This is a genomic window from Alcaligenes sp. GCM10023179 (assembly GCF_042653705.1).
GTDB lineage: Bacteria > Pseudomonadota > Gammaproteobacteria > Burkholderiales > Burkholderiaceae_B > Alcaligenes > Alcaligenes phenolicus.
Genome location: NZ_JBHSIQ010000002.1, coordinates 847788 through 868178, shown reverse-complemented (window position 1 = coordinate 868178; position 20391 = coordinate 847788). Strand labels below are relative to the sequence as shown.

At 55.5% G+C, this 20391-nt stretch carries 22 protein-coding genes and 1 riboswitch; of the genes, 11 read left to right on the top strand and 11 right to left on the bottom strand.

Annotated elements, in window-relative coordinates:
- Nucleotides 1-23: 23 nt before the first annotated feature.
- Nucleotides 24-1607, bottom strand: coding sequence for a glutamate--cysteine ligase (gene gshA / locus ACFPDR_RS13360; protein WP_376911231.1), 1584 nt, complete (start codon nt 1605-1607; stop codon nt 24-26).
- Nucleotides 1608-1801: 194 nt separating this feature from the next.
- On the opposite strand from gshA, the gene ACFPDR_RS13355 reads away from it, so the two are divergent.
- Nucleotides 1802-2332, top strand: coding sequence for a hypothetical protein (locus ACFPDR_RS13355; RefSeq protein ID WP_026484092.1), 531 nt, complete (start codon nt 1802-1804; stop codon nt 2330-2332).
- Here ACFPDR_RS13355 and ACFPDR_RS13350 read toward each other — a convergent pair.
- The gene (locus tag ACFPDR_RS13350; protein WP_009462666.1) at nt 2262-2537 is read right to left on the bottom strand and encodes a response regulator transcription factor; all 276 of its coding nucleotides are present in this window, start codon (nt 2535-2537) and stop codon (nt 2262-2264) included. The two genes, ACFPDR_RS13355 and ACFPDR_RS13350, sit on opposite strands and share 71 nt — an antisense overlap.
- Before the next feature lie 203 nt (nt 2538-2740).
- Nucleotides 2741-2819, top strand: a riboswitch (SAM riboswitch).
- Here ACFPDR_RS13350 and metX point away from each other — a divergent pair.
- The 4 genes from metX to ACFPDR_RS13330 all read left to right on the top strand — a co-directional run bounded on the left by metX (nt 2809) and on the right by ACFPDR_RS13330 (nt 6552).
- Entirely contained in the window at nt 2809-4053 is a 1245-nt protein-coding gene (metX, locus tag ACFPDR_RS13345) for a homoserine O-succinyltransferase MetX (protein ID WP_035269235.1), read from the top strand. Its footprint overlaps the riboswitch before it by 11 nt.
- On the top strand, nt 4050-4679 hold the full coding sequence (gene metW / locus ACFPDR_RS13340) for a methionine biosynthesis protein MetW (RefSeq protein ID WP_009462662.1): 630 nt from the start codon (nt 4050-4052) through the stop codon (nt 4677-4679). The genes metX and metW overlap by 4 nt, the downstream gene beginning before the upstream one ends.
- A 17-nt stretch (nt 4680-4696) precedes the next feature.
- A complete protein-coding gene (locus ACFPDR_RS13335; RefSeq protein ID WP_080655531.1) occupies nt 4697-5926 on the top strand; it encodes a muropeptide transporter in 1230 nt (409 codons plus the stop codon).
- 8 nt (nt 5927-5934) lie between these two features.
- Nucleotides 5935-6552 (top strand): trimeric intracellular cation channel family protein, encoded by a 618-nt coding sequence (locus ACFPDR_RS13330; protein WP_009462658.1) that lies wholly within the window; start codon nt 5935-5937, stop codon nt 6550-6552.
- Nucleotides 6553-6572: 20 nt separating this feature from the next.
- Here ACFPDR_RS13330 and ACFPDR_RS13325 read toward each other — a convergent pair whose 3' ends face one another.
- The 4 genes from ACFPDR_RS13325 to ACFPDR_RS13310 form a co-directional block, all read right to left on the bottom strand.
- Nucleotides 6573-7307: an LrgB family protein gene (locus ACFPDR_RS13325; RefSeq protein ID WP_021447054.1), complete on the bottom strand. Its 735-nt coding sequence runs from the start codon at nt 7305-7307 to the stop codon at nt 6573-6575.
- Nucleotides 7307-7657, bottom strand: coding sequence for a CidA/LrgA family protein (locus tag ACFPDR_RS13320; protein ID WP_009462654.1), 351 nt, complete (start codon nt 7655-7657; stop codon nt 7307-7309). Before ACFPDR_RS13320 ends, ACFPDR_RS13325 begins: the two co-directional genes overlap by 1 nt.
- 145 nt (nt 7658-7802) lie before the next feature.
- Nucleotides 7803-8300 (bottom strand): RidA family protein, encoded by a 498-nt coding sequence (locus tag ACFPDR_RS13315; protein ID WP_115635281.1) that lies wholly within the window; start codon nt 8298-8300, stop codon nt 7803-7805.
- 92 nt (nt 8301-8392) lie between these two features.
- On the bottom strand, nt 8393-8770 hold the full coding sequence (locus ACFPDR_RS13310) for a RidA family protein (RefSeq protein WP_009462650.1): 378 nt from the start codon (nt 8768-8770) through the stop codon (nt 8393-8395).
- A gap of 117 nt (nt 8771-8887) precedes the next feature.
- On the opposite strand from ACFPDR_RS13310, the gene ACFPDR_RS13305 reads away from it, so the two are divergent.
- The 4 genes from ACFPDR_RS13305 (at nt 8888) to ACFPDR_RS13290 (ending at nt 13992) form a co-directional block, all read left to right on the top strand.
- Nucleotides 8888-9763 carry an ATP adenylyltransferase family protein gene (locus ACFPDR_RS13305; RefSeq protein ID WP_239055043.1) on the top strand — a complete coding sequence of 292 codons (876 nt, stop codon included), beginning with the start codon at nt 8888-8890 and terminating at the stop codon, nt 9761-9763.
- A 1046-nt stretch (nt 9764-10809) separates the two neighbouring features.
- Nucleotides 10810-11607, top strand: coding sequence for a winged helix-turn-helix domain-containing protein (locus ACFPDR_RS13300; protein WP_376911230.1), 798 nt, complete (start codon nt 10810-10812; stop codon nt 11605-11607).
- Between the two features lie 525 nt (nt 11608-12132).
- On the top strand, nt 12133-13836 hold the full coding sequence (locus ACFPDR_RS13295; protein ID WP_203145162.1) for a sodium:solute symporter family protein: 1704 nt from the start codon (nt 12133-12135) through the stop codon (nt 13834-13836).
- Nucleotides 13837-13869: 33 nt separating this feature from the next.
- Complete coding sequence (locus ACFPDR_RS13290) at nt 13870-13992, top strand: putative transporter small subunit (RefSeq protein ID WP_009462638.1); 123 nt, start codon at nt 13870-13872, stop codon at nt 13990-13992.
- 217 nt (nt 13993-14209) lie between these two features.
- Here the strand turns inward: ACFPDR_RS13290 and ACFPDR_RS13285 are convergent, their stop codons facing one another.
- From ACFPDR_RS13285 to ACFPDR_RS13275, 3 genes are all read right to left on the bottom strand, one after another.
- Nucleotides 14210-14866, bottom strand: a complete 657-nt coding sequence (locus ACFPDR_RS13285) for a LysE family translocator (protein ID WP_009462636.1) — start codon at nt 14864-14866, stop codon at nt 14210-14212.
- 4 nt (nt 14867-14870) lie between these two features.
- Nucleotides 14871-15605 carry a 2OG-Fe(II) oxygenase gene (locus ACFPDR_RS13280; protein ID WP_009462634.1) on the bottom strand — a complete coding sequence of 245 codons (735 nt, stop codon included), beginning with the start codon at nt 15603-15605 and terminating at the stop codon, nt 14871-14873.
- 125 nt (nt 15606-15730) lie between these two features.
- Entirely contained in the window at nt 15731-16366 is a 636-nt protein-coding gene (locus ACFPDR_RS13275; RefSeq protein ID WP_371477635.1) for a threonine--tRNA ligase, read from the bottom strand.
- A gap of 86 nt (nt 16367-16452) precedes the next feature.
- On the opposite strand from ACFPDR_RS13275, the gene ACFPDR_RS13270 reads away from it, so the two are divergent.
- Complete coding sequence (locus tag ACFPDR_RS13270) at nt 16453-17394, top strand: LysR family transcriptional regulator (RefSeq protein WP_052159245.1); 942 nt, start codon at nt 16453-16455, stop codon at nt 17392-17394.
- On the opposite strand, the gene ACFPDR_RS13265 is transcribed toward ACFPDR_RS13270, so the two are convergent.
- Nucleotides 17391-17915 (bottom strand): carboxymuconolactone decarboxylase family protein, encoded by a 525-nt coding sequence (locus ACFPDR_RS13265; RefSeq protein WP_026484105.1) that lies wholly within the window; start codon nt 17913-17915, stop codon nt 17391-17393. The two genes, ACFPDR_RS13270 and ACFPDR_RS13265, sit on opposite strands and share 4 nt — an antisense overlap.
- Nucleotides 17916-18018: 103 nt before the next feature.
- Nucleotides 18019-19344, bottom strand: coding sequence for an aspartate aminotransferase family protein (locus ACFPDR_RS13260; RefSeq protein WP_203145161.1), 1326 nt, complete (start codon nt 19342-19344; stop codon nt 18019-18021).
- 182 nt (nt 19345-19526) lie between these two features.
- On the opposite strand from ACFPDR_RS13260, the gene ACFPDR_RS13255 reads away from it, so the two are divergent.
- Nucleotides 19527-20387 carry a MurR/RpiR family transcriptional regulator gene (locus tag ACFPDR_RS13255; RefSeq protein ID WP_060186169.1) on the top strand — a complete coding sequence of 287 codons (861 nt, stop codon included), beginning with the start codon at nt 19527-19529 and terminating at the stop codon, nt 20385-20387.
- The last annotated feature ends 4 nt before the right edge of the window (nt 20388-20391 follow it).

Sequence of the window (20391 nt, the reverse complement as noted above, 5' to 3'; positions counted from 1 at the left end):
GGCGGTTTGTCGCTGTGTGTCGCTTAGCTGTTTTCCAGTTCAGGCGGAATCAGATTGCGTTCGTAGCGATGGACGTAGTCCTCAAAGGATTCCTGATCCTGCGCTTCGATATCAATCTGGGCTTGCAAAGACTCTTTGGCCTGTTGCTCGAAAGCGGCTTGCTTGTCGTCAGGCAAGGGATGGGCCAGCAAGGTTTGGTGGTGCTCGCGGCTGCGTTGCAAGGCGTAGTCGTGAAAGCTCAAACCGGTTTCGCGCAAACGGCTCAGCAGTTGGGCCGACGGAGTCAGCTCCGGATTCTCCAGCTTGCGGATTTGGGCTTGCACGGCTTCGGTGTGACCTTGGGTATCCAGGGCCTGATCCAGCATTTGCGCATACGGCAGCAGCGATTCCAGAATTTCGTGCCCCCAGTCTTGCAGGCTGACGCTTGCTTTTTGCTGATTGGTCAGCATCAGGCCGGGGCGGCGGCCTTCACGCACAACAGTCGCAAAGTTGTTCTTGCTGTCCTGACAGTAGCCGCCGTCCGGGAAGAAGGGGCTGTCTTGCACGGCACAGAACAGCAGGAACGTATCCAGGAAGCGGCAGGTTTGCTCGGAAATTCCAGTGGGTGATTCAGGGTCTATATCCAGGCAGCGAACTTCAATGTATTCCACACCGCGCTGGGCCAGGGCTGTAGCCGGGCGCTCGCTGCGCTGGGTGGTGCGCTTGGGGCGAATGCTGGAGTAGTACTCGTTTTCAATCTGCAGGATATGGGTGTTGAGCTGAATCCACTCGCCATTGCGGTGAGTACCCAGTTTTTCGTAATCCGGCCAAGGGGTCACCGCAGCGTGATACATACGCATCACAAAGGTGTCCAGGTCGTTGTAGCAAAGCTGAAGCTCGGCTTGGGCTTCCTTGTTGTGATAGCCCAGATCGCTCATGCGCAAGCTGGTTGCCCAGGGCATGGTCAAGGTGTCCTCGTCGATCTTGTCCAGATTGTTGCTGCGACCTTGCAGGAAGTTCGCATCCAGCACGGGCGAGGCGCCAAACAAGTACATCAGTAGCCAGGAATAGCGTGTGAAGTTGCGGATCAGCGCCAAATACCCGTTGGAGCGCTGGTCTTGCAGATTGTCACCACAGACATTCAACAAGGGCCAGATGCCATCAGGCAGGGAAAAGTTGTAATGCACACCCGCAATACATTGCATGGGCTTGCCATAACGCTCGGCCAGGCCACGGCGGTATACATGCTTGAGCATGCCGGTGTTGGACTTGCCGTACCAGGCAATGGCAATGTCTTTTTCGGCGGGCAGCAGCGCGGGCATGGACTGGTTCCAGATAATTTCCTGGTCCAGCTTGCCGGCCACAAAGGTGTGGATATCGGTCAGCTCCTGCAGCACGTCCTCGACCCGGGCTCGTGGCTCGGTAATCAGCTCCAGCAGGGCTTCGGCGTAGTCGGTCGTGATATGACCGTTGGTCAGGGCCGACCCAATGGCTTGCGGGTGGGGGGTGTTTGCCAATTGGCCCAGCGCATCGACGCGCAGTCCTTCTTTTTCGATGCCGCGCAAGATTCCCGTCAAAATCTCGGGATTCTGTTGCAGGGCAAGGCGGCGTTCGTGGCTGGTGTTCATGGTGGTGTTTCCCACTTTCGAAATCGGGTGCAAGATACGGGACTGTTCAAGGGGGCCTGGCCCCGTCTATAAATAGTAGTCCGACCAGACTTGCTTTGTTAAGTTGCGCCAAAAGGCGTATCGGGCAGGGCGAGTATAAGACGGCTGTTTAGCCAGCCGATGAAAAGCATGAAACGGGATATGGGATTAGCACCATGATGATCAGGCGCATTACCGCGGTACTGGCGGCTTTCTTGATGTTGGCAGCCTGCAGCCCAGAGTTTAACTGGCGCAAGGTTCAGCTTGAACAAACGGGCCTGTCGGCCATGCTGCCCGGCAAGCCCACGACTAGTCACCGACTGTTGGATTTCGAGCAGCATCAACTGGATTTTTACCTGACTACCGCCACGGCGGGTGGGCAAAGCTATACCGTGGGCCATGTGATTTTGCCCAAGGAACTGCAGCAGGACGAGGCCGCTCGCCAACGCTTGTACGAGGCACTGCACGATTCCCTGCGCGAGAAATTCATACCCGATGGGCAAGTCAGCGAGAAAAACCAGATACAGTTGCCACCACCCGGACAGATTTTCTTCATGACGCGCGATGTGGGCGGTGTGGCCTTGCGCCTGGAAGCGATGATACGCATGGAGCCGGGCTGGCTGGTGCAGGGCTTTGTTATGACGGATTCCGGGAAGGCCCCGGACGCGGCTCAGGCAAAGGTTTTCTTTGACGGCTTAGCTCGCTAGCCGGGTCGCCGCTGATCAGGTGCTGTTGCAAGGCCAGGGTAATGGCAGCTTGGCGGCTATAGACTCCAAGCTTGGCGTAGGCGTTCTGGAAGTGGAAGTTGATCGTGCGTTCAGTAATGCCCAGGATGATGCTGATTTCCCAGCTGGTCTTGCCATGGGCAGCCCAGTTCAGGCAGGACTGCTCGCGTGAAGTTAAGTGCGTCACGGTAAAGCCATTCCTCATGCATTCGTGGTAGACGTCGGGCCAATGTACTCAAATTTAGCTTAGCTGGCAGACAAATGTGCATGAAAATAATGATGTAAATCAAAGCATTGTCTTTTCTATGACGTTACCGTTGCCCAGAGTTCTGAATCGATCCTGGCTGGTCGATTTGGACGCCGCGCCGCAGCGATGCTAGAATTTTGTCTTATACGTTTTGCGCCGATTTGCCTGATCCGCTTGCGGGCGCTCCATAAATCCAGCTAAAGAGGTCCTGATGGCCACTGATTCCGTCCCTAGCGCCGACACTGGCGCCCTTAGCCCATCCTGCGGTTTGATCCCCGAAGGTTCTGTGGGCCCTGTACATGCCGAACTCATCGCCTTTGACGAACCCCTGCATCTGCGCAGTGGGCAAGTGCTGCCCAGCTACGAGCTGGCGGTCGAAACCTACGGCACCCTGAACGAAGAACGCAACAATGCGGTATTGGTGTGTCATGCACTCAATGCCTCGCATCACGTTGCCGGTTATTACGACGACGATCCTAAAAGCACTGGCTGGTGGGACAATATGGTCGGCCCCGGCAAAGCCGTTGATACGGATCGTTTTTTTGTCATCGGGGTCAACAATATCGGCTCCTGCTTTGGTTCTACCGGCCCGTCCAGCATCAATCCGGCCACTGGCAAACCTTGGGGCTCCGAGTTTCCCGTTTTGACGGTAGAAGACTGGGTGCGTGCCCAAGCCCGTCTGGCCGACTACTTTGGCATTCGCAAGTTTGCGGCCGTTATGGGTGGCTCCCTGGGTGGCATGCAGGCCCTGAGCTGGGCCATCAGCTGCCCGGAGCGCGTGGAAAACTGCGTGGTTATTGCCAGTACCCCGCGCCTGTCGGCCCAGAACATCGCTTTTAACGAAGTGGCCCGCAGCGCCATTTTGTCCGACCCGCAGTTTCACGGTGGTAATTACTACGAACATGGGGTGGTGCCCAAGGCTGGCCTGGGTGTTGCTCGCATGGTAGGCCACATCACCTACCTGTCCGACACCGTCATGGCCGAGAAGTTTGGCCGCAACCAGCGTGCCCCAGCCCAGGGCGGCGAGTATCACTACAACTACGGCGTGGAATTTGAGGTCGAGTCCTATCTGCGTTATCAGGGCGAGAAGTTCTCGCGTTACTTTGACGCCAATACCTATCTGATCATCACCCGTGCGCTGGATTACTTTGATCCTTCGCGTCAGCACCAGGGGGACCTGGTCAAGGCGCTTGAAAAGGTGCAGGCCAAATTCCTGCTGGTGTCTTTCACCACGGATTGGCGTTTCTCGCCCGAGCGCTCGCGCGAAATCGTGCAGGCTTTGTTGCGCAACCAGCGTGAGGTCACTTACGCCGAAATTGATGCTCCGCACGGGCACGACGCTTTCCTGCTTGAGGACCCTCGTTATCATGCCGTTGTGCAGGGATACTATGACCAGATTGCCGCTAATTTGGGCTTGCCTGCGCGCACCCGTACTACAGGGGTGCTGGCAGAATGACTAAGCCGCAAACTCAGGTGGATGCCGCCATGTTAAGACCGGACTTGCTGCGCATTGCGCAGTGGATTGAGCCAGGTTCGCGTGTGCTGGATTTGGGCTGTAACGATGGCACCTTGTTGGCGCATCTGCGTGACACGCGCCAGGTTGTCGGAACGGGGGTGGAGCTGAACGACCAGTTTGTGATTGCTTCGGTACGCCGCGGCGTCAATGTCATTCAGCAGGACTTGGAAAAAGGCCTGGCGCTGTTCAGCGACCAGCAGTTCGATACCGTTGTCCTGTCCAAGACACTGCAATCCATGCACCATACCGAGCACATCCTGCGCGAGATGGCGCGGGTGGCGCGGTATGGTATCGTCTCGTTTCCTAACTTCGGTTATTGGCCGCATGGCTGGAGCATTTTGCGCGGGCGCATGCCAGTCACGGGCGAAATGCCTTACCAGTGGTACAACACGCCCAACATCCATTTGTGCACCATGAAAGACTTTCAGGATCTGGCCCAGGCGGTGGGCGTACGTATTCTTGATCGTGCTGCCTTCAATGGTCGCGACACGGTGCGTTTTTTGCCGGGCTGGCGCAGTACCCTGGCCATGTATCGTTTCGAGTCTCCCCATTTTCTTGCTGCTTAGCGCTAATAAGGCCTGACGTGTCACGTGTCTATACCAGTCCCCGAGTCTTGCCTTTGCTGATTCTGGGGTTCGCCAGCGGCCTGCCTCTGGCCCTGGTTTCAGGCACCTTGCAGGCCTGGGCAACCGTTGAAAATGTTTCACTGACCGAGATTGGTTTTCTGACCCTGGTCGGCTCGGCCTACACGCTGAAGTTTCTCTGGGCTCCCCTGATTGATCGCTACGCGCCGCCGTTCATGGGGCGCAGGCGCGGCTGGATCCTGGTCACTCAACTGCTGCTGGCCGCCTCCATTGCGGCCATGGGCCTGTTTTCTCCCTCGGTGAATTTGACCGCACTGGCCTTGCTGGCCGTGTGGGTGGCCTTCTTGTCGGCCACGCAGGACATAGCCTTCGATGCTTATTGCACGGACGTGCTGCAAGCACATGAGCGAGCGGCGGGGGCGGCGGTCAAAGTCATGGGCTATCGCATTGCCATGATTGTGTCCGGCGGCCTGGCCCTGATTCTGGCGGACCGCTGGCTGGGCTGGTCCAACACGTATTTTCTGATGGGTGCCTTCATGGCGCTGTGCGCGCTGGTGACCCTGATTTCACCCGACCCACAGGAACAAAGCCGTCCACCGCGCAGTTTGTCAGAAGCCGTGATCGCGCCTTTGGCCGATTTTTTCTCGCGTCCAGGTGCCTGGAGTGTTCTGGCGCTGATTGTGCTCTACAAGCTGGGTGATGCTTTTGCAGGTGCCTTGTCCACCACTTTTCTGATTCGTGCAGCCGGCTTTACCTTGTCCGAGGTCGGCACTATCAATAAGGTGTTTGGTCTGGCTGCTACGGTCGTCGGAGCCTTGATGGGTGGGGCGATCATGGCCCGCCTGGGGCTATACCGGGCCTTGATGATTTTTGGTATCTTGCAGGCCGTCTCCAACCTGGGCTATTGGCTGATCGCGATTGAAACCGCGCCATCCATGTGGCTGATGGGGATTGTGGTCGGACTGGAAAACCTGTGTGGTGGCCTGGGCACAGCGGCTTTTGTCGCTTTGCTGATGGCTTTGTGTAATCGGACCTATTCCGCCACTCAATTTGCGCTGCTGTCGGCCCTGTCGGCAGTGGGGCGTACCTATCTGGCCGGGCCTCTGACGCCTGTGCTGGTTGAATCCCTGGGTTGGCCAGGCTTTTTTATTTGTACCGTCTTTATTGCTGTGCCTGGCTTGCTGATGCTGCGTTGTTATCGGGGTCTTATTCAACAGCTTGATGCGTAAAAAATATCATGCTCTTACTTGTTCTCTACATTATCGCCATCACTGCAGAGGCCATGACCGCAGCGCTGGCTGCGGGCCGTCGTGACATGGATTGGGTGGGGGTCTGTACCATCGCCTGTGTCACCGCTCTGGGCGGTGGCTCGGTGCGGGATGTGCTTTTAGGGCATTACCCGCTGACCTGGGTGCAGCATCCTGAATACCTCTGGATCACGGCAGGCGCGGCCATCCTCACAGCTTTGATCGCTCCGATCATGCGGCGCTTGCATAGCCTGTTCCTGCTGCTCGATGCCATGGGGCTGGTGGTCTTTACCGTGATTGGCTGTCAGATCGCGCTGGAAATGAAGCTGCCCATTACGGTGGTGCTGCTAAGCGGCATGATTACCGGTTGTGCCGGTGGCGTCTTGCGCGACATCTTGTGTAATGACATCCCCTTGCTGCTACGCAAGGAGATGTATGCCAGCGTATCCATGCTGACCGGCGCTTTGTATCTGGGTGCCCAGCATCTGGACTGGCACCCGTATGTGACCCTGCTGGGTCCCATGATTATCGGCCTGAGTTTCCGTATGCTGGCTCTGCACCGCAATTGGCAGATGCCCCGCTTCGTCTATCGAGACGAGTGGCGCTAGAGCCAGCCTGTCTTGCCGGGTCAGGCCACGCCTAACCAGCGCAGGACTATAGGAACAAAAGGAACCAGCACGGCGGTCATGATCCCGTTCAGGCTCAGGCCAATGGCGGAAAATGCCCCAATCGTTTCGTGAACCTGCAAGGCACGTGCCGTACCAATGGCATGTGCCGTTACACCCACCGCAAAGCCCCGAGCCTCGGGGCGATCAATACGCAGCAAGTTCAACAGCGGGCGCGCCATGATAGTGCCCGCAATCCCGGTAATGGCAACCGCCACAGCAGCCAAGGAAGGCTGACCGTCAAATTGTTCTGCCAGGGCCATGGCAATCGGCATGGTGGCCGAGCGTGGGGCAACCGACATGATGGTTTCAATTGATCCGCCCAAAGCCCAGGCAATCAGGACCGTGCTGAAAATAGCGGTAACCGAGCCAATGATCAGGGCAATGGTCAGCGGCTTCCAGATCTTGCGCAGCTGACGCAGTTGACTGTAGAGCGGTACAGCCAGGGCGACGGTTGCCGGTCCAATCAGGAAGTGAATGAACTTGGCCCCTTCAAAGTAAACGGGGTAAGGCGTGCGGGTCAGCAAGAGCAGGGCCACAATCACAACGACCGAGACCAGAATCGGCAACAAAAAGGGGCTACTGCCCGACTGGCGGTACATCCAGACCGAGCCTGCGTAGACCGAGCAGGTCAAGGTCAGCCACAGCAGGGGCGAGCTGGATAAAAAGACCCAGATTTGAAAAAGTCCGTCCGTCATTATTCTTCTTCCTGACGATTCTTAAGCAGACGATTGAGCACCAGGGCTGTGACCACCATGGTGATGACGGTGCCGCCCAGGGTGGCGATCAAAAAGGGCTGCCATTCCTCGGCTACCCGATCAAAATACAACATCACGCCCGTGACAGCGGGGATGAACAGCAGCATCAGGTTCTGCAGCATGACACTGGCCGTGCTCTCCAAAGAGCTGGGCACGCCGCCTCGAATCAGCAAGGCGGCAGTCAGAAGCAGCATGCCGGCCAAAGGGCCTGGCAATGGCAAGGACAAGGTCTGCACCAGGATCTCGCCTAATAGCTGAAAGGCGAATAGGGCAGTAATCGCGTAGATCATGAGAGTTTCCGTAAAGGCACGAAAACGCCAGGCGGCAAGCCTGGCGTGGGTAAAGGGTCTGGCTAAGGGTGTTAGTGTGCCATACAAGATAGCCAGGCTGTAAGCGGGCTGCTTATATCGAATTACCTATAGTAAGTGGCCTGCATCAATGCTTGGCGGGGCTGTTTTGCGCACCCATCCAGGCCTGAACCTCGATTTCCACATCTACACCACCCGCCAGTTTGGCTTGTACCAGAGAGCGGGCCGGGAAGTTGCTGCCCAGGCGTTCTTTATAGATTTTGTTGAATTGCTCGTACAAGGCAATATCGGATAAATAGACCGTGGCTTTGACGACATGGCTGAAGTCGGCACCTGCCAGCTTCAGGGTCTCTTCAATCCGGTCCAGCGTGGCATTGGTTTGATCTTCAATGCTGCCGCGTATGATTTCGCCTTTTTCATTCAGCGGGATTTGTCCCGACAGGAATAGAAAGTCCCCGGCCTGCACGGCGCGGGAAAAAGGCATGTCCGAGTCGCCCAGATAGCGTTTGATCGCAGTCGGTTCTGCGGTTTTGCCCGTGTTGGCGGCATAGGCGAGGTTGCTGGCGCCAAGACCTAAGGCAGAACAAGCCAGCAAAATGTGACGGGCCGAAGCAAAAAAACGCATCAGGATTCTCCTTGGACTAGGGGAATTCAGTGTGCCATAGCCAGGGCCAGGCAGCGTTAATTTGTGTGACGGCCCGTCGGCCTTAAGGCTGCTTAGGCGCGATCGCCCAGCCAGGCCTGCACTTCGATTTCTACGTCTACGTTTTTGGCCAGCTTGGCTTCAACCAGCGAGCGAGTAGGCAGGGTGTCGCCAAAGCGCTCGGCGTAGACTTTGTTGAAGTCGGCAAACAAGGCCATATCGGACAACCAGACAGTGGCTTTGACCACATCAGCCAAGGTGGCGTCAGCCAGAGCCAGGCCTTCGATCAGGCGATCAAATACGGCGTGGGTCTGGTCCTGGATGGAACCGCGCACCACTTCACCTTGGGCGTCGTAAGGAATCTGGCCGGACAAGAACAGAAAGCCGCCAGCCATGGTGGCACGCGAGAAGGGCAGTGGCAGTGGGCTGGCAATACGGCGGATACCGGACATGGAGTACTCCTGATAGGGATGGTGGAAAATTCGCACTAGGCTGCAATGCGCGTTTATTCGCGTCTCTTGCCTACAATAAGGCGTCACTATACAACTTCAGATGAGGAGCGAGACGACGTGAGCAAGGAAATTTTGCAACGCCTGGACCAACTAAGCCAGGCTGCGCTGGCCAGCGGTGATTTGTTGCCCGTGCAAGCTCAGGAAGAGCTGATGCACGATCAGGGGCTGACATTTTTTGTGCGTTGGGTATCCACTCTGGCGGCCAAGGATGCTGCCAGCGTCTCGATTCCAGGTGGCCCGCGTGACCCCAATTTCAATCCCTTTCTGCCCCCGGCTCCAGCACTGACAGTGGATGACGCCAGCGGTACACACAATATTGTGCTGAACAAGTTTGCCGTCTGTGATCTGCATCTGGTGCTGGCCGACAAGGTGTTTTCCGAACAGCTTAGCCCGCTGCGCGAGATTGATTTTCGGATTCTGGCGGATTTTCTGGCCTTGCAAGGTGGTCTAGGGTTTTATAACGGTGGTGGACCGGCAGGCGCTAGCCAGCGTCATAAACATACTCAATGGATTCCGCAGGCGGACAGCAACGGTTCGTTGGCCCTGTATCTGGACAAGCTCCCCGCTCAGGCTGCTGCGGGCAGCGCGCATCAACATCCCGCGCTGGCCTTTGAGCATTGCTTTGTGCGTTTGCAGGATACGCAGGAGCCGGATGCATTAACAACCAGTCTTTTGAGTTCCTACCGCAGCGCCTGCAATGCATTGGGATTGGTGCCCGCAGAGGATGGCTTGTTACCGCCACATAATATGTTGGCAGGTCAGGGCTGGTTGTTATTGGTGCCCCGTAGCGTGGAATTGGTTGACGGTATTTCGGTCAATGCACTGTCGTATGCAGGCTGTATTTATGTGCGCACTCCCGAGCAAATAGATCTGGTTCGCCAAATTGGCCCACTGGGTGTGTTGGCTCGTGCAGGCTATGCCCGCCGTGCCTGACCCTTGAGTCTGCTGGACATGATGAACCCCGCTACGGCGGGGTTTTTATTTGTGTGTTTGTGTATTGTTTGGATGCTTCATTTACTAATCTGAAACAAAAGACAAATATTTGAATGTAATGAGTCCTCCTTTTCGCATTTTTGCGATTTGAGGCGGCGTTTAATGGGTTTAAAAAGAAATGAACTGAAATAATGTAACTTTTGTTGTGGGACTAAATAGAAATATAGCGTGTTTGAGACGCAGAGTGTTAATGTATGCGCGGTTTTAATTATTAGAATTACATCAGCTTGAGTGAAAGTAAATTTTTGTGTCTCAAGAGGTGAATTGCTTAAGTATGTTTCGTCTGAAGCTCATGTTTTTCTTATTGCTCCAGAATTTGCTGGTTTTATTACGTATTGGTTTTGCCTTGGGCGCGCAGCAGGGGCTGGCACGGTGTTGGTCTTTGTAGCTGGGTTTTGTGCTGAGTGAATACTATCTGCCCTGCTTGTGGGGCGATACATTTATGCGCACGGTGGTGTGCCTGTTAGCTGTTTCGTTCGTTGATAGTGAAATGGTACTGAAATTTAAAACAAAATTAAAATAGGGAATTTATTTTATATTTTTTGTTTTGGAAGGGCGTAATGGGTCTCGATGGGAATAGAAAACATCAAATTATAGAATAATGGAGAGAATTTAATTGAGGTTTCCATGAATGGGGATTTAGGTTTGTCGTCAAGGTCTGTTGAGGAGGGGAAGTGGTCTTTGTGGTTGTCAAATCAATGATTTCACGGCTAAGGGCAGTTTGAGCCTATCAGCGCCAGTGTTTAGCGAACTTTCAAATTAATTTATTGGCCACGCATAGACTGGCTGACGTTGGCTTTGCTAATGTGGGAGCCTCGCGGATTTTAGGCATGGAAGATCGGATAGCCCAGGTTGCCCGAATTGATGAGTCCCTGAAACAGGGAATGCTTTACCTATCCATGCCTGATGCTGCTCAGCGTCTGTTAAGGCAGGTCCAAGGTTAGAAGAAATACAGGTGCCTTAGAGGGCCTGCAAGGATGAGGACTATGACGGTTGAACAGACTTTCCTGTTGCATGACGACAAGGCCAGTTTGCGGCAGATCGTTTTGGAGTCGGAGCAGTGGGGGGTGAGAGTTCAGACAGTTGAAACCATGGAGAAATGCTTGTCGCTGGCGCACATCGCCGCAGGCGAAATGGTATTGGCCTTGCTGTGTCATGCTGACAACGTTTTCCTGCACATTAATCGCTTGCGTATGGATTTTCCGGCTGCGGGGGTGATTGTTGTGCGGCGCGACAAAATGGCTGGTCTGGAACGGGGTCATCTGCTGCTGGTGGGAGCTGATGCCTGCTTCGATCAAGATGCCTTGCCGGTAGAGGTGGTGGCCTGCGTACAAGCCTTGCGTCGTCGTGGTTTTGCCTTGCAACAGAGTCTGCGCGGTGCGCAAGACGGTTTGCCTCCAGCCATCACCTTCATGCGAAAACAGGATGTGAAACCGCAGTCCCAGTTATGGGATTTGACCGAAAACGGCTGGACCATGATGACGCCTAAAGGCCATTCTGTCATGTTGACCCGCGGTGAGCGTCGGATTGTTCAGGTTCTGTTTTCCGTCTGTCCAGAAACCGTAGAACGCGATCGCCTTTTTCCGCTGGAAGAGGGGCGGGAGGCAACTGCCCGTTCTGTGGACGTTTTGATCAGTCGCTTGAAACGTAAATTAACCGCGATGGGAGAGGAGCTGCCCATTCGTTCGGTGCGCGGGGAAGGCTACGCTTTTGTGGGCAAAGTACCCGCTGCATGTCAGGAGCTGACACGCGTGAGCCTTAGCAATGATGAGGTCTACGAATGATTAGTAAAGGGCTGGAACGCCCTTTCTCGATGCTGAAACAGCATGATATAGACCCTTAAATTTTAAATATGTATAATTGATCGCTCTGGTTCATTGAATCAGCTTCTCGAACAGGCCGTTCAGGTGCGACAAAATTGCATAAAAAAATGACGGCTCGTTCTTCAACAGGTTGTTGCACAACAACCCGGCTTTAGCCCGAAACACCTTGCCCGGCCCTTGGGTCGCGGAACAACCAGCCGACTGTCTCATACGACATCGGCCTGCAACAGAGCGGCTTGTCTCTGGCCCTATTTATTTGCTGTAAGGCCCGCAGACTCGCCGCAATGTGAGGCACTTTGCGCTGTGTCTTGCTTTTTTTCGCTTTGGCTCATGCCAAGGGCGAAGGCGCTTGCGCGCGCGTTCGGTTCATGTGTTTCGGTTCTGGTCCTGGGATGGGTGTCGCCCAGCGCGTTATGCGGAATCGGCATGCATGCGAGCGAGTCCGGCAGTTCAAAGGGCTCCCGCGCAGAAGAGAAAAGGAAAGACATGCAAGAGGCGGAGTTTTTTACGCTTTCAACCACGACGGCCATATTGTTATTGGTCGGCTTTTATGGCGCGACGTTCCTGATGTCGCTCATGATCGGCCAAAAGAAAGAGAACGTGGACGGATACATGGTATCCAACAGTGCGGTGGGGTTTGGCCTGTCAGCGGCCAGCATGATTGCCACCTGGGTATGGGCGGCGTCGTTTTACGCCAGCGCAACGTCAGGCTACAAGTACGGCTTGTCCGGCCCCCTGCATTACGGGCTATGGGGTGCCTTGATGATTTTGTTCATCTACCCCTTCGGGCGACGCTTTCGTCAGTTGGCCCCGCAGGCACACACTCTGGCCGAGGTGCTGCATGCACGGCACGGCTCGTCCAGCCAGATGATTATGGCGATTTCCAACGTGGTAGGCAGCGGTATCAGCCTGATGGTGAACTTCACCGCCGCGGGTGCGTTGGTCTCGATCCTTAGCCCTCTGACTTTTATTCAAGGTGTGCTGATTGCGGGTCTGGGCGTCTTGTCCTACACCCTGTGGTCGGGGTTCCGCGCCTCGGTGATGACGGACTTTGCCCAACTGGTTGCCATGATTTTGTCGGCCGTGGTCATTATTCCGCTGATCTTCTTTAACGCCGGTGGCCCGGAGATGGTGCAGGCCAACTGGTGGCGTCTGGATTCCGAGCAAGCCAACTTCTATTCCACCAAGGCAATTCTGGAGCAGGGGGCGCCGTATTTTGTGGCGGTGCTGGCTTATGCGATTGGTAACCAAACCATTGCCCAGCGCCTGTTCGCCGTACGCGAGGACCTGATCAAACCCACTTTCCTGACGGCCACCATTGGCTATGGTGCTGTGGTGATTGGTCTGGGCATGTTGGGTTTGCTGGCTCTGTTCACCGGCTTGCAGCCTGTGGATGGAAACATGAACAACATCATCCCGCAGATGGCGTCCACCTACTTGCCGCCATTTGGCATTGCCTTGTTCTTCATCCTGGTGGTGGGCTCCTTGTCCTCCACGGCGGACTCGGACCTGGCTGCATTGTCGGCTATCGTGATGACCGACATTTACGCCAAGAACATTGCTCGTGGTCGTCCAAAACCAGCCCGCATGTTGTGGTGGGGCCGTATCACCATGGTGGTTGCCACGATGGTGGGTGTGATCTTCGCCAGCCTGAAGCTGGATATTCTGGTCATGCTGGTGTTTGTGGGGGCCTTGTGGGGCGCGATTGTGTTCCCGGTCATTGTCAGCTTTTACTGGGATCGTGTTACCAACAAAGCCTTTAGCTGGTCGGTTTTGTGTGCCGTCGTGCTGTTTACGATCGTGCGTTTTGAGTTGATTCCTATCGAAGGTGCGGTGGCCGTGTTCTATGAGATTACCGCTTCGATTGGTGGCGGTGTGGTTGCCGGTTTGATGGCTTTTGCCTTCTTCCGCAGCCGTATTGCGATTGCGGTGGGGGTGATTGCCACTGCGATTCTTTTGCCCAACTTCATTGGCTTTTTGCGTGAGTACCTTGTTTTGATGGGTTCCCTGACCGCCTATGGCGTTAGCGCTGTGGTGTGTGTGGCCATCAGCTTGCGTAGTCAGGAACGTTTTGATTTCTCTGTGCTTGCCGAGCGTGTGCAGTCGTTTCATTACGATGACACACCTGCACCGAGCAAGCAGAAAGTTCGGGAGTCGAAACAAGGTGAGCCAGCCTCGGCTCGTGCTTGAGGGTATGAGACAAGACGTTAAAAGGAGAACACTATGCTTATGACGATTTACTTTCTGGTCTGGCCAGTCATGTCAGCCATCATTCTGGTTCTGCTGGTCGGTAACCTGGTCCGTGACTGGCGCAACGCCCGCAAGACGGGTGAGTCCATGGTCTAAGGAGTAAAAATCCCCGCCCTGTTTTCAGGGCGGGGATTTTTTTATGGTGTGCAGAGCCCAAGCCAAGACCAAAGCGCCGCATAGGTGCCAGACGGTGCTCAGGCCAAGATGGTGAGTACAGGCATGAAGTCAAACCTGTGTGCTGTTTAGCGTCTGATGGTTCTGCTGCGCAGACCTTATCACTCGTAGCCTTGGGCTCCATGGCTTGTCGGCGGGCTTAAAGCAGGATGCGCTGACCGGCATGGATCAGCAGGCGCAGCGAAAACCCCAGCAGTAGAACCCCTGTCACGCGCTCAAACCAGGTCCCCATACGCAGGAATCGCTGACGTACGCGAGGATTGGTAAAGATCAGGCTGACCACAATAAACCAGCCCGCATTAACCAGGCACATCCAGACGCCGTAGAGCATCTGGGTCGTCAAAGGCGTGCTGGCGCTGACCACGGTAGTAAACACGGCCAGAAAGAACAGCGTCGCCTTAGGGTTGGTGGCATTGGTCATGAAGCCCAGCGTCAAGGACTGGCGTACGCTGACAGCAGCGGGTTTGCCATTGTCGGACTCGGCCAGGCTCACTTCCATCGGTGTGCTGGCCTGGCGCAGGAATCCCCAGCCTATATAGAGAAGGTAAGCACCTCCCAATACCTCGGCCACACTCATCAGCCAGGGGGTGGAGTGCAGCAGTGCTCCCACGCCCATCAAGGTATAGATCACATGCACGGAGATTCCGGCGCCAATACCAATGGCAGTGGCAATACCGGCCTGGCGGCCTAGCCGCACACTTTGGCGGATGGTGACAGCAAAATCTGGTCCAGGGGCAATAACGGCCAAAAAATGAATCAAAGCCAGAGTAGCGAACTCTGGCCAATAGGTTTGCAACACATTAACTCCAGAAGGTCAGCGGCATGGCCGGGCCGCGATAGCCCACAAAGCAAGACAGGCTCAGGCGCAAATCGCCCTTGCCGGGGGTGACGGCATGCATTTTGCGAGAATTGAAAATAATCAGATCGCCCGGACCGGGGCGTATCTGTACTTCGGGGGTGCCCAACAAATCAGGATGGATGCCATAGCTGTCGCCACGCATTTCATCAAATTCATCCGGGCTCAGTTCGGTTTGCCAGATTTGCAGTTCACCTCCTTGTTCGGGCATTTTCAAATAGACATTGGCGGCCAACTGGCCTTGTAGACTGATGGCCTGGTAATTCCCGGGGGCGTCCTTGGCCAAAATGTCGTGATGCGCCAGAAAGCGCACATCGGGTTGCACCACGCGCGACAAGCCCACATACATTTTCTTTCCGTACAAGGTCTCCAGTGTGGCTCCGGCAGGCCAGACTTCATCCAGCGTGCAACGCAGCACGTCAATCGGGGACAGGTAGGGGGCGCAGCGGCGGCGCAGTTCGTCGATATTGTCAAAAACCCCCTCGAAATAGGAGGCCATGCGTTCGGGCTGGTTTTCGGCTTCGTAAAAAGCCATGCCAATGCGGCCGATGCTCGGAGCGTTCACATAGCGATCAAAGCCTTTGTCTATGATTTGCTCGCCCAGCTTTTGTGAGGTGGGCGCATCAATGAAGCCGGAGAGGCGGATAGCCAGGAGTTCGCCATTTAGCAGGGACTGCATATGCTCAGTCCGCAATCGTTCGGTCTCTAAATACATATCTCACTTCCCTTGGGGGTTCTAAAAGAATTGTTTTTCTTTTCCGATAATAGCCAGAGCTAATAAACTGCCATGATTTTTATTATTTATTAATTCATCATTTCATAATGAATGCTCAATTCATCTTTTTTGTTTTTTATACGGATTATTTTCAGTCCATTTAATTCGGATGTGTTTTCAACATGTGTGCCGCCGCAGGGGTAGCACCCCAGGCTACCAATCGCAACCTCGCGGCGCCCTTCCTGAAAACTGATGGAAATTGGCTGAGCCAATTGAATCTGTTCAGCACAACGATTGGACAAATCATCCAGGAAGGGGGGCAGAGCATCCTTGGGGTTGCGAAAGACCACCCGTGACTCGCCCCGCCAGTGATGCGCCTTTACGGCCTGCCAGCCTATGCGTTCAACCAGATGGCCGATAAGGTGGCCGGCCGTATGCAGGCGGGCGTGCTCCAGTCGGTGAGCGCGAGCAATATGCAGCTCTACGGGCCCCAGCGGCAGGCGCACATGCAGGTAGTGCAGCACGTGACCGTCGCGGTTTTGAGCCACATGCAGGACCTCGTGCCCATTTATCGTGCCTTTGTCGCAAGGCTGACCCCCGCCTTGGGGATGAAATAAGGTTTTATCCAGCCTGACAGCATAACGCTCATTTTCGGAGTGATAACACTCCAGGATTTCCGCTATGCAGGTAAGGCTATTGCTAGTCAAATATAATTTATCTTGCATTTTATTACCTGTAGGTTGGTTTTAAGGCATTGTAGGCATAGTGAGCAGTCCTGATAATTGCAATTCATTGAAATAATTTATTCCCTATGAGCACAAGTAATCTCACCTCCCTGATGAGCGATATGGTGGTTTTTGTCAAAGTGGTGGAGACAGGCAGCTTTTCCGAAGCCTCTCGCCAACTGGGCTATACCCCGTCGGCAGTCAGCCGTTCCATTGCGCGTCTGGAGAAAGGTTTGGGAACGCGGGTATTGCAGCGCACGACGCGTAAATTACGGCTAAGCGACAGTGGCCAGGCGATTTACGAGCATGCCCGTGACATGCTGTCCTGCGCCCAGGCCGCGATGGAGATCTCGGGGCAGTTCCAGACCGAGCCGGAGGGGCAGATTCGCTTGAGTGTTCCCAAAGCCGTGGGGCATTTTCTGATTCATCCGCATATGCCGGATTTCCTGGCGGCGCACCCCAAAGTGAATGTGCTGATGAATCTGGATGATCGCTATGCAGACCTGATCGACGATCAGTTGGATCTGGCGATACGCATCACGGATCAGCCGCCGCCCGGTTTGATGGGGCGTCATCTGACGGATATTCGGCATGGCTTGTACGCCAGTCCGGAGTATCTGGCCGAACACAGCCTGCCCGTTCATCCTCAGCAGTTGCGCGAACATAGCTGCATCTACCTGGGCGAGGCACCCAGCGATTCACGTTGGCGTTTCAATAAAGGCGGGCGTGTGCTGAATGTGTCGGTTAGCGGGCGCTATGCGGCTAACCATACGGGTGTGCGTCTGGATGCGGTAGAGCGCGGCTTGGGGATAGGCAGTTTGCCCTGCTTTGTGGCCAGGGAGCCGGAGCTGGAAGGGCGTATTGTGCGCGTGCTGGCCGATTGGGAGTTCCGTACGCAGTATTGTGGTGCCTTGTGGGCCTTGTATCCGCCCACCCGCCATTTGCCTCCCAAACTGCGTTTGTTTGTGGAGTTTCTGGCGGGGCGCCTGGGAGGTGGCCGGACGGAGGCGCTCAGGGTGCCGTTTTAACGCGAGTCGTCGGAATGAATGTGCAAGGCTTCCAGGAAGCGCGACACCATATTGTAGGTAGCGATGGTGGCGGTCAGCTCAACCGTCAGTTTTTCATCAAAATACTGGCGTACGTCCTGAAAAACAGCGGGCTCCACTTGCACATTCAGAGTCATGGCATCGGTGTAAGCCAGCACAGCACGCTGAATGGGCGTGAAGGCATCGGAGTCTTGCCAGTCGGGCAGGGCATCCAGTTGGGCTTGACTCAGCCCCTCTGCCAGCGCGATAGGGGCATGTTGATCGGCCTCGTAAGGGGCACGGTTCAATAGGGCTACGCGCATGATGACCAGTTCGCGCAGATCGCCTGGCAGGCTGCTGTTGTGGCGTATGCCGGTCAGGTGATTCAGCCAGCCTTTGGCAATGGGAGGGCTGTGCAGCAGCATCTGGTACAGGTGCAAGACGCTGCCGCGCTCTGCAATGATCTGTTCTACCAATGGGGCGGCGTCGGGGGCTTTCAGGTCAGCATAGGGTAGGCGGGCCATGGTTCTCCTTTATGTATAACTAGCGGTGCCTCTTGCGGCTGGCTTGCCGCAGCGCAGTCAGCAGAGCGTTCTGACTGTTTGTTCGACGCTCTGCTCGACGGGTTTATCGGGGCAGGATGTGTTCGATGGTTTGGGTCAGACGTGTCACGATTTCGTGAATGTCGGCCTCGGTGCAGACAAAGGGCGGTGCCAGCAAGATATGGTCGCCGTGAACTCCATCTATCGTGCCACCCATAGGGTAGAGCATCAAACCTTGGGAAAACGCATGCTGCTTGATCCTGGCGTGGGTTTTCAAGCCAGGGTCCAGCGCTTGCTTGCTGACCTTGTCTTGCACCAGTTCGACTCCGACAAACAGGCCACGACCACGTATATCACCCACATTGGGGTGGCTGTCCAACGCCTGATGCAGCTCCCGGCGCAATTGCTCGCCGCGCTGACGGACGTTTTCCAGCAACTGGTCTTGCTCAATCACTTGTTGCACGGCTAAAGCACCAGCGCAGGCTGTGGCGTGACCCATATAGGTATGACCGTGCTGAAAAAAGCCCGAGCCATTCAGGATGGCTTGGTAAATCCGGTCACTGGCCAGCATCGCACCAATAGGCTGATAGCCCGCACCCAGACCCTTGGCAATGGCCATGATGTCCGGCACGACTCCGTCCTCCTCGCAGGCGAACAGATAGCCGGTACGCCCCATGCCCGACATGACTTCATCCAGAATCAGCAGCACGCCGTGCTTGTCGCAGACCCGACGGATCTTTTTCCAGTAATCGCCTACTGGCGCCAAGGCACCAGCGGTCGCGCCCACTACAGTCTCGCCGACAAAGGCCGCGACGTTCTGGGGACCCAGGCTTTGAATCATGTCGTCCAGTTCCTGAGCCAGACGGTCGGCATATTGCTCGGCACTTTCATCACTGCCTTGGTCGCGGTAGGGGTAGCAGGGCGAGACATGCTGGGCCGGAGCCAGTAGAGGCAGGAACGGCTTGCGACGCCATTCATTGCCGCCAATGGCCAAAGCCCCCAGCGTATTGCCGTGATAGCTCTGACGGCGTGCGATGAAAATATGACGCTCGGGCTGGTCAATCTCCACGAAATACTGCCGTGCCAGCTTCAGGCTGGCTTCTACGGCCTCCGAGCCTCCGGACAGAAAGTACACATGGTCCAGATCACCGGGGGATCGGCTGGTCAAAAAATCTGCCAGGTCCTCGGCGGCCTGGCTGCTGAAAAAGGAGGTGTGGGCGTAGGCAATCTGGTCCAGCTGTTGCTTGATGGCAGCGATCACAACAGGGTGGCTATGGCCCAGGCAGGATACGGCCGCGCCACCGCTGGCGTCTATATAAGTGTTGCCATTGCTGTCCACGATGCGGATACCATCGCCTTTGACGGCGCAGGGCAAGGTTTGTTTGGGGTTGCGATGAAAGACATGTGTCATGGCGCAGATCCAGAAAGTAGGCCCGGAAGGATTTTCAACGTATGTTGAATATATAATAATACTTTCAACAAATAAATCATCATTGATTTGTTGGGACAGGTGGATAAAGGCCTCACTGTTGCGCCCAGACTGCATTTGCGCCCGATATATACTTGATGTCCCCTTTTTAAGCGTGTTGGCCCATGAACTCCTTGAGCAATCTGACCGAGCGTATTCAGGCAGCGTTTGCCACCATGTCGCCGCAGTTCCAGCAAAGCGCGCGCTATGTGCTGGATCACGCCGAACAGGTGCCCTTGATGTCCATGCGTCAGTTGGCCGCGCAGGCACAGGTGCAGCCTGCCACCTTGCTGCGCTTTGCCCAGTCTTTGGGCTTTGGCGGTTGGGCAGAGTTCAAGGCTGTGTTCACCCAGGCGCTGCATGGACAGGGTGCACGGCGTTATGCCGATCAGGCCCGGGCGGTGGTACGCAATCGAAATAAAGAAGATCGCCTGGCGCAGACGCTGACAGCACAAATGGATACTCTGGCGCTGCTGCGCGAGGTGAATGAAGCACGCTTGCCACAGGCTGTGGAATTGCTGAACAAGGCCAAGCGGGTTTTTGTGGCCGGGTTCAGAGCCTCTTTTGCACCCGCTTTTTCCTTTCATTATCAGTACCGTCTGTTCCGGCCCTCGATTGGCTTGTTGCGTGGCGAGTCCGGCACTCTGGATATGGATCTGCGGGCGCTGCAAAAAGGGGATGTGCTGGTCTTGTTCGGTTTTGCACCGTATTCCCAGGAAGCCGTGCTGGCCCATGCAGCGGCCCGACAGGCAGATGCACAAATTCTGGCGATTTGCGACAGCTTGCTTGCCCCTATTGCGCAGCAGGCAGATGCCACATTATTGTTTGGAACCGACAGTCCGTCTTTTTTTCCTTCTCTGGTTGCTGCACAGGCACTGGTGGAGGTCTTGCTGGAACAGGTTCTGGCCAAGGCGGGCAGTCGTGCTGTCAGCGGTATTGAGTTGGTTGAAAATCAATTGCACCAGTCCGGTGCTTACTGGAAATAGACGC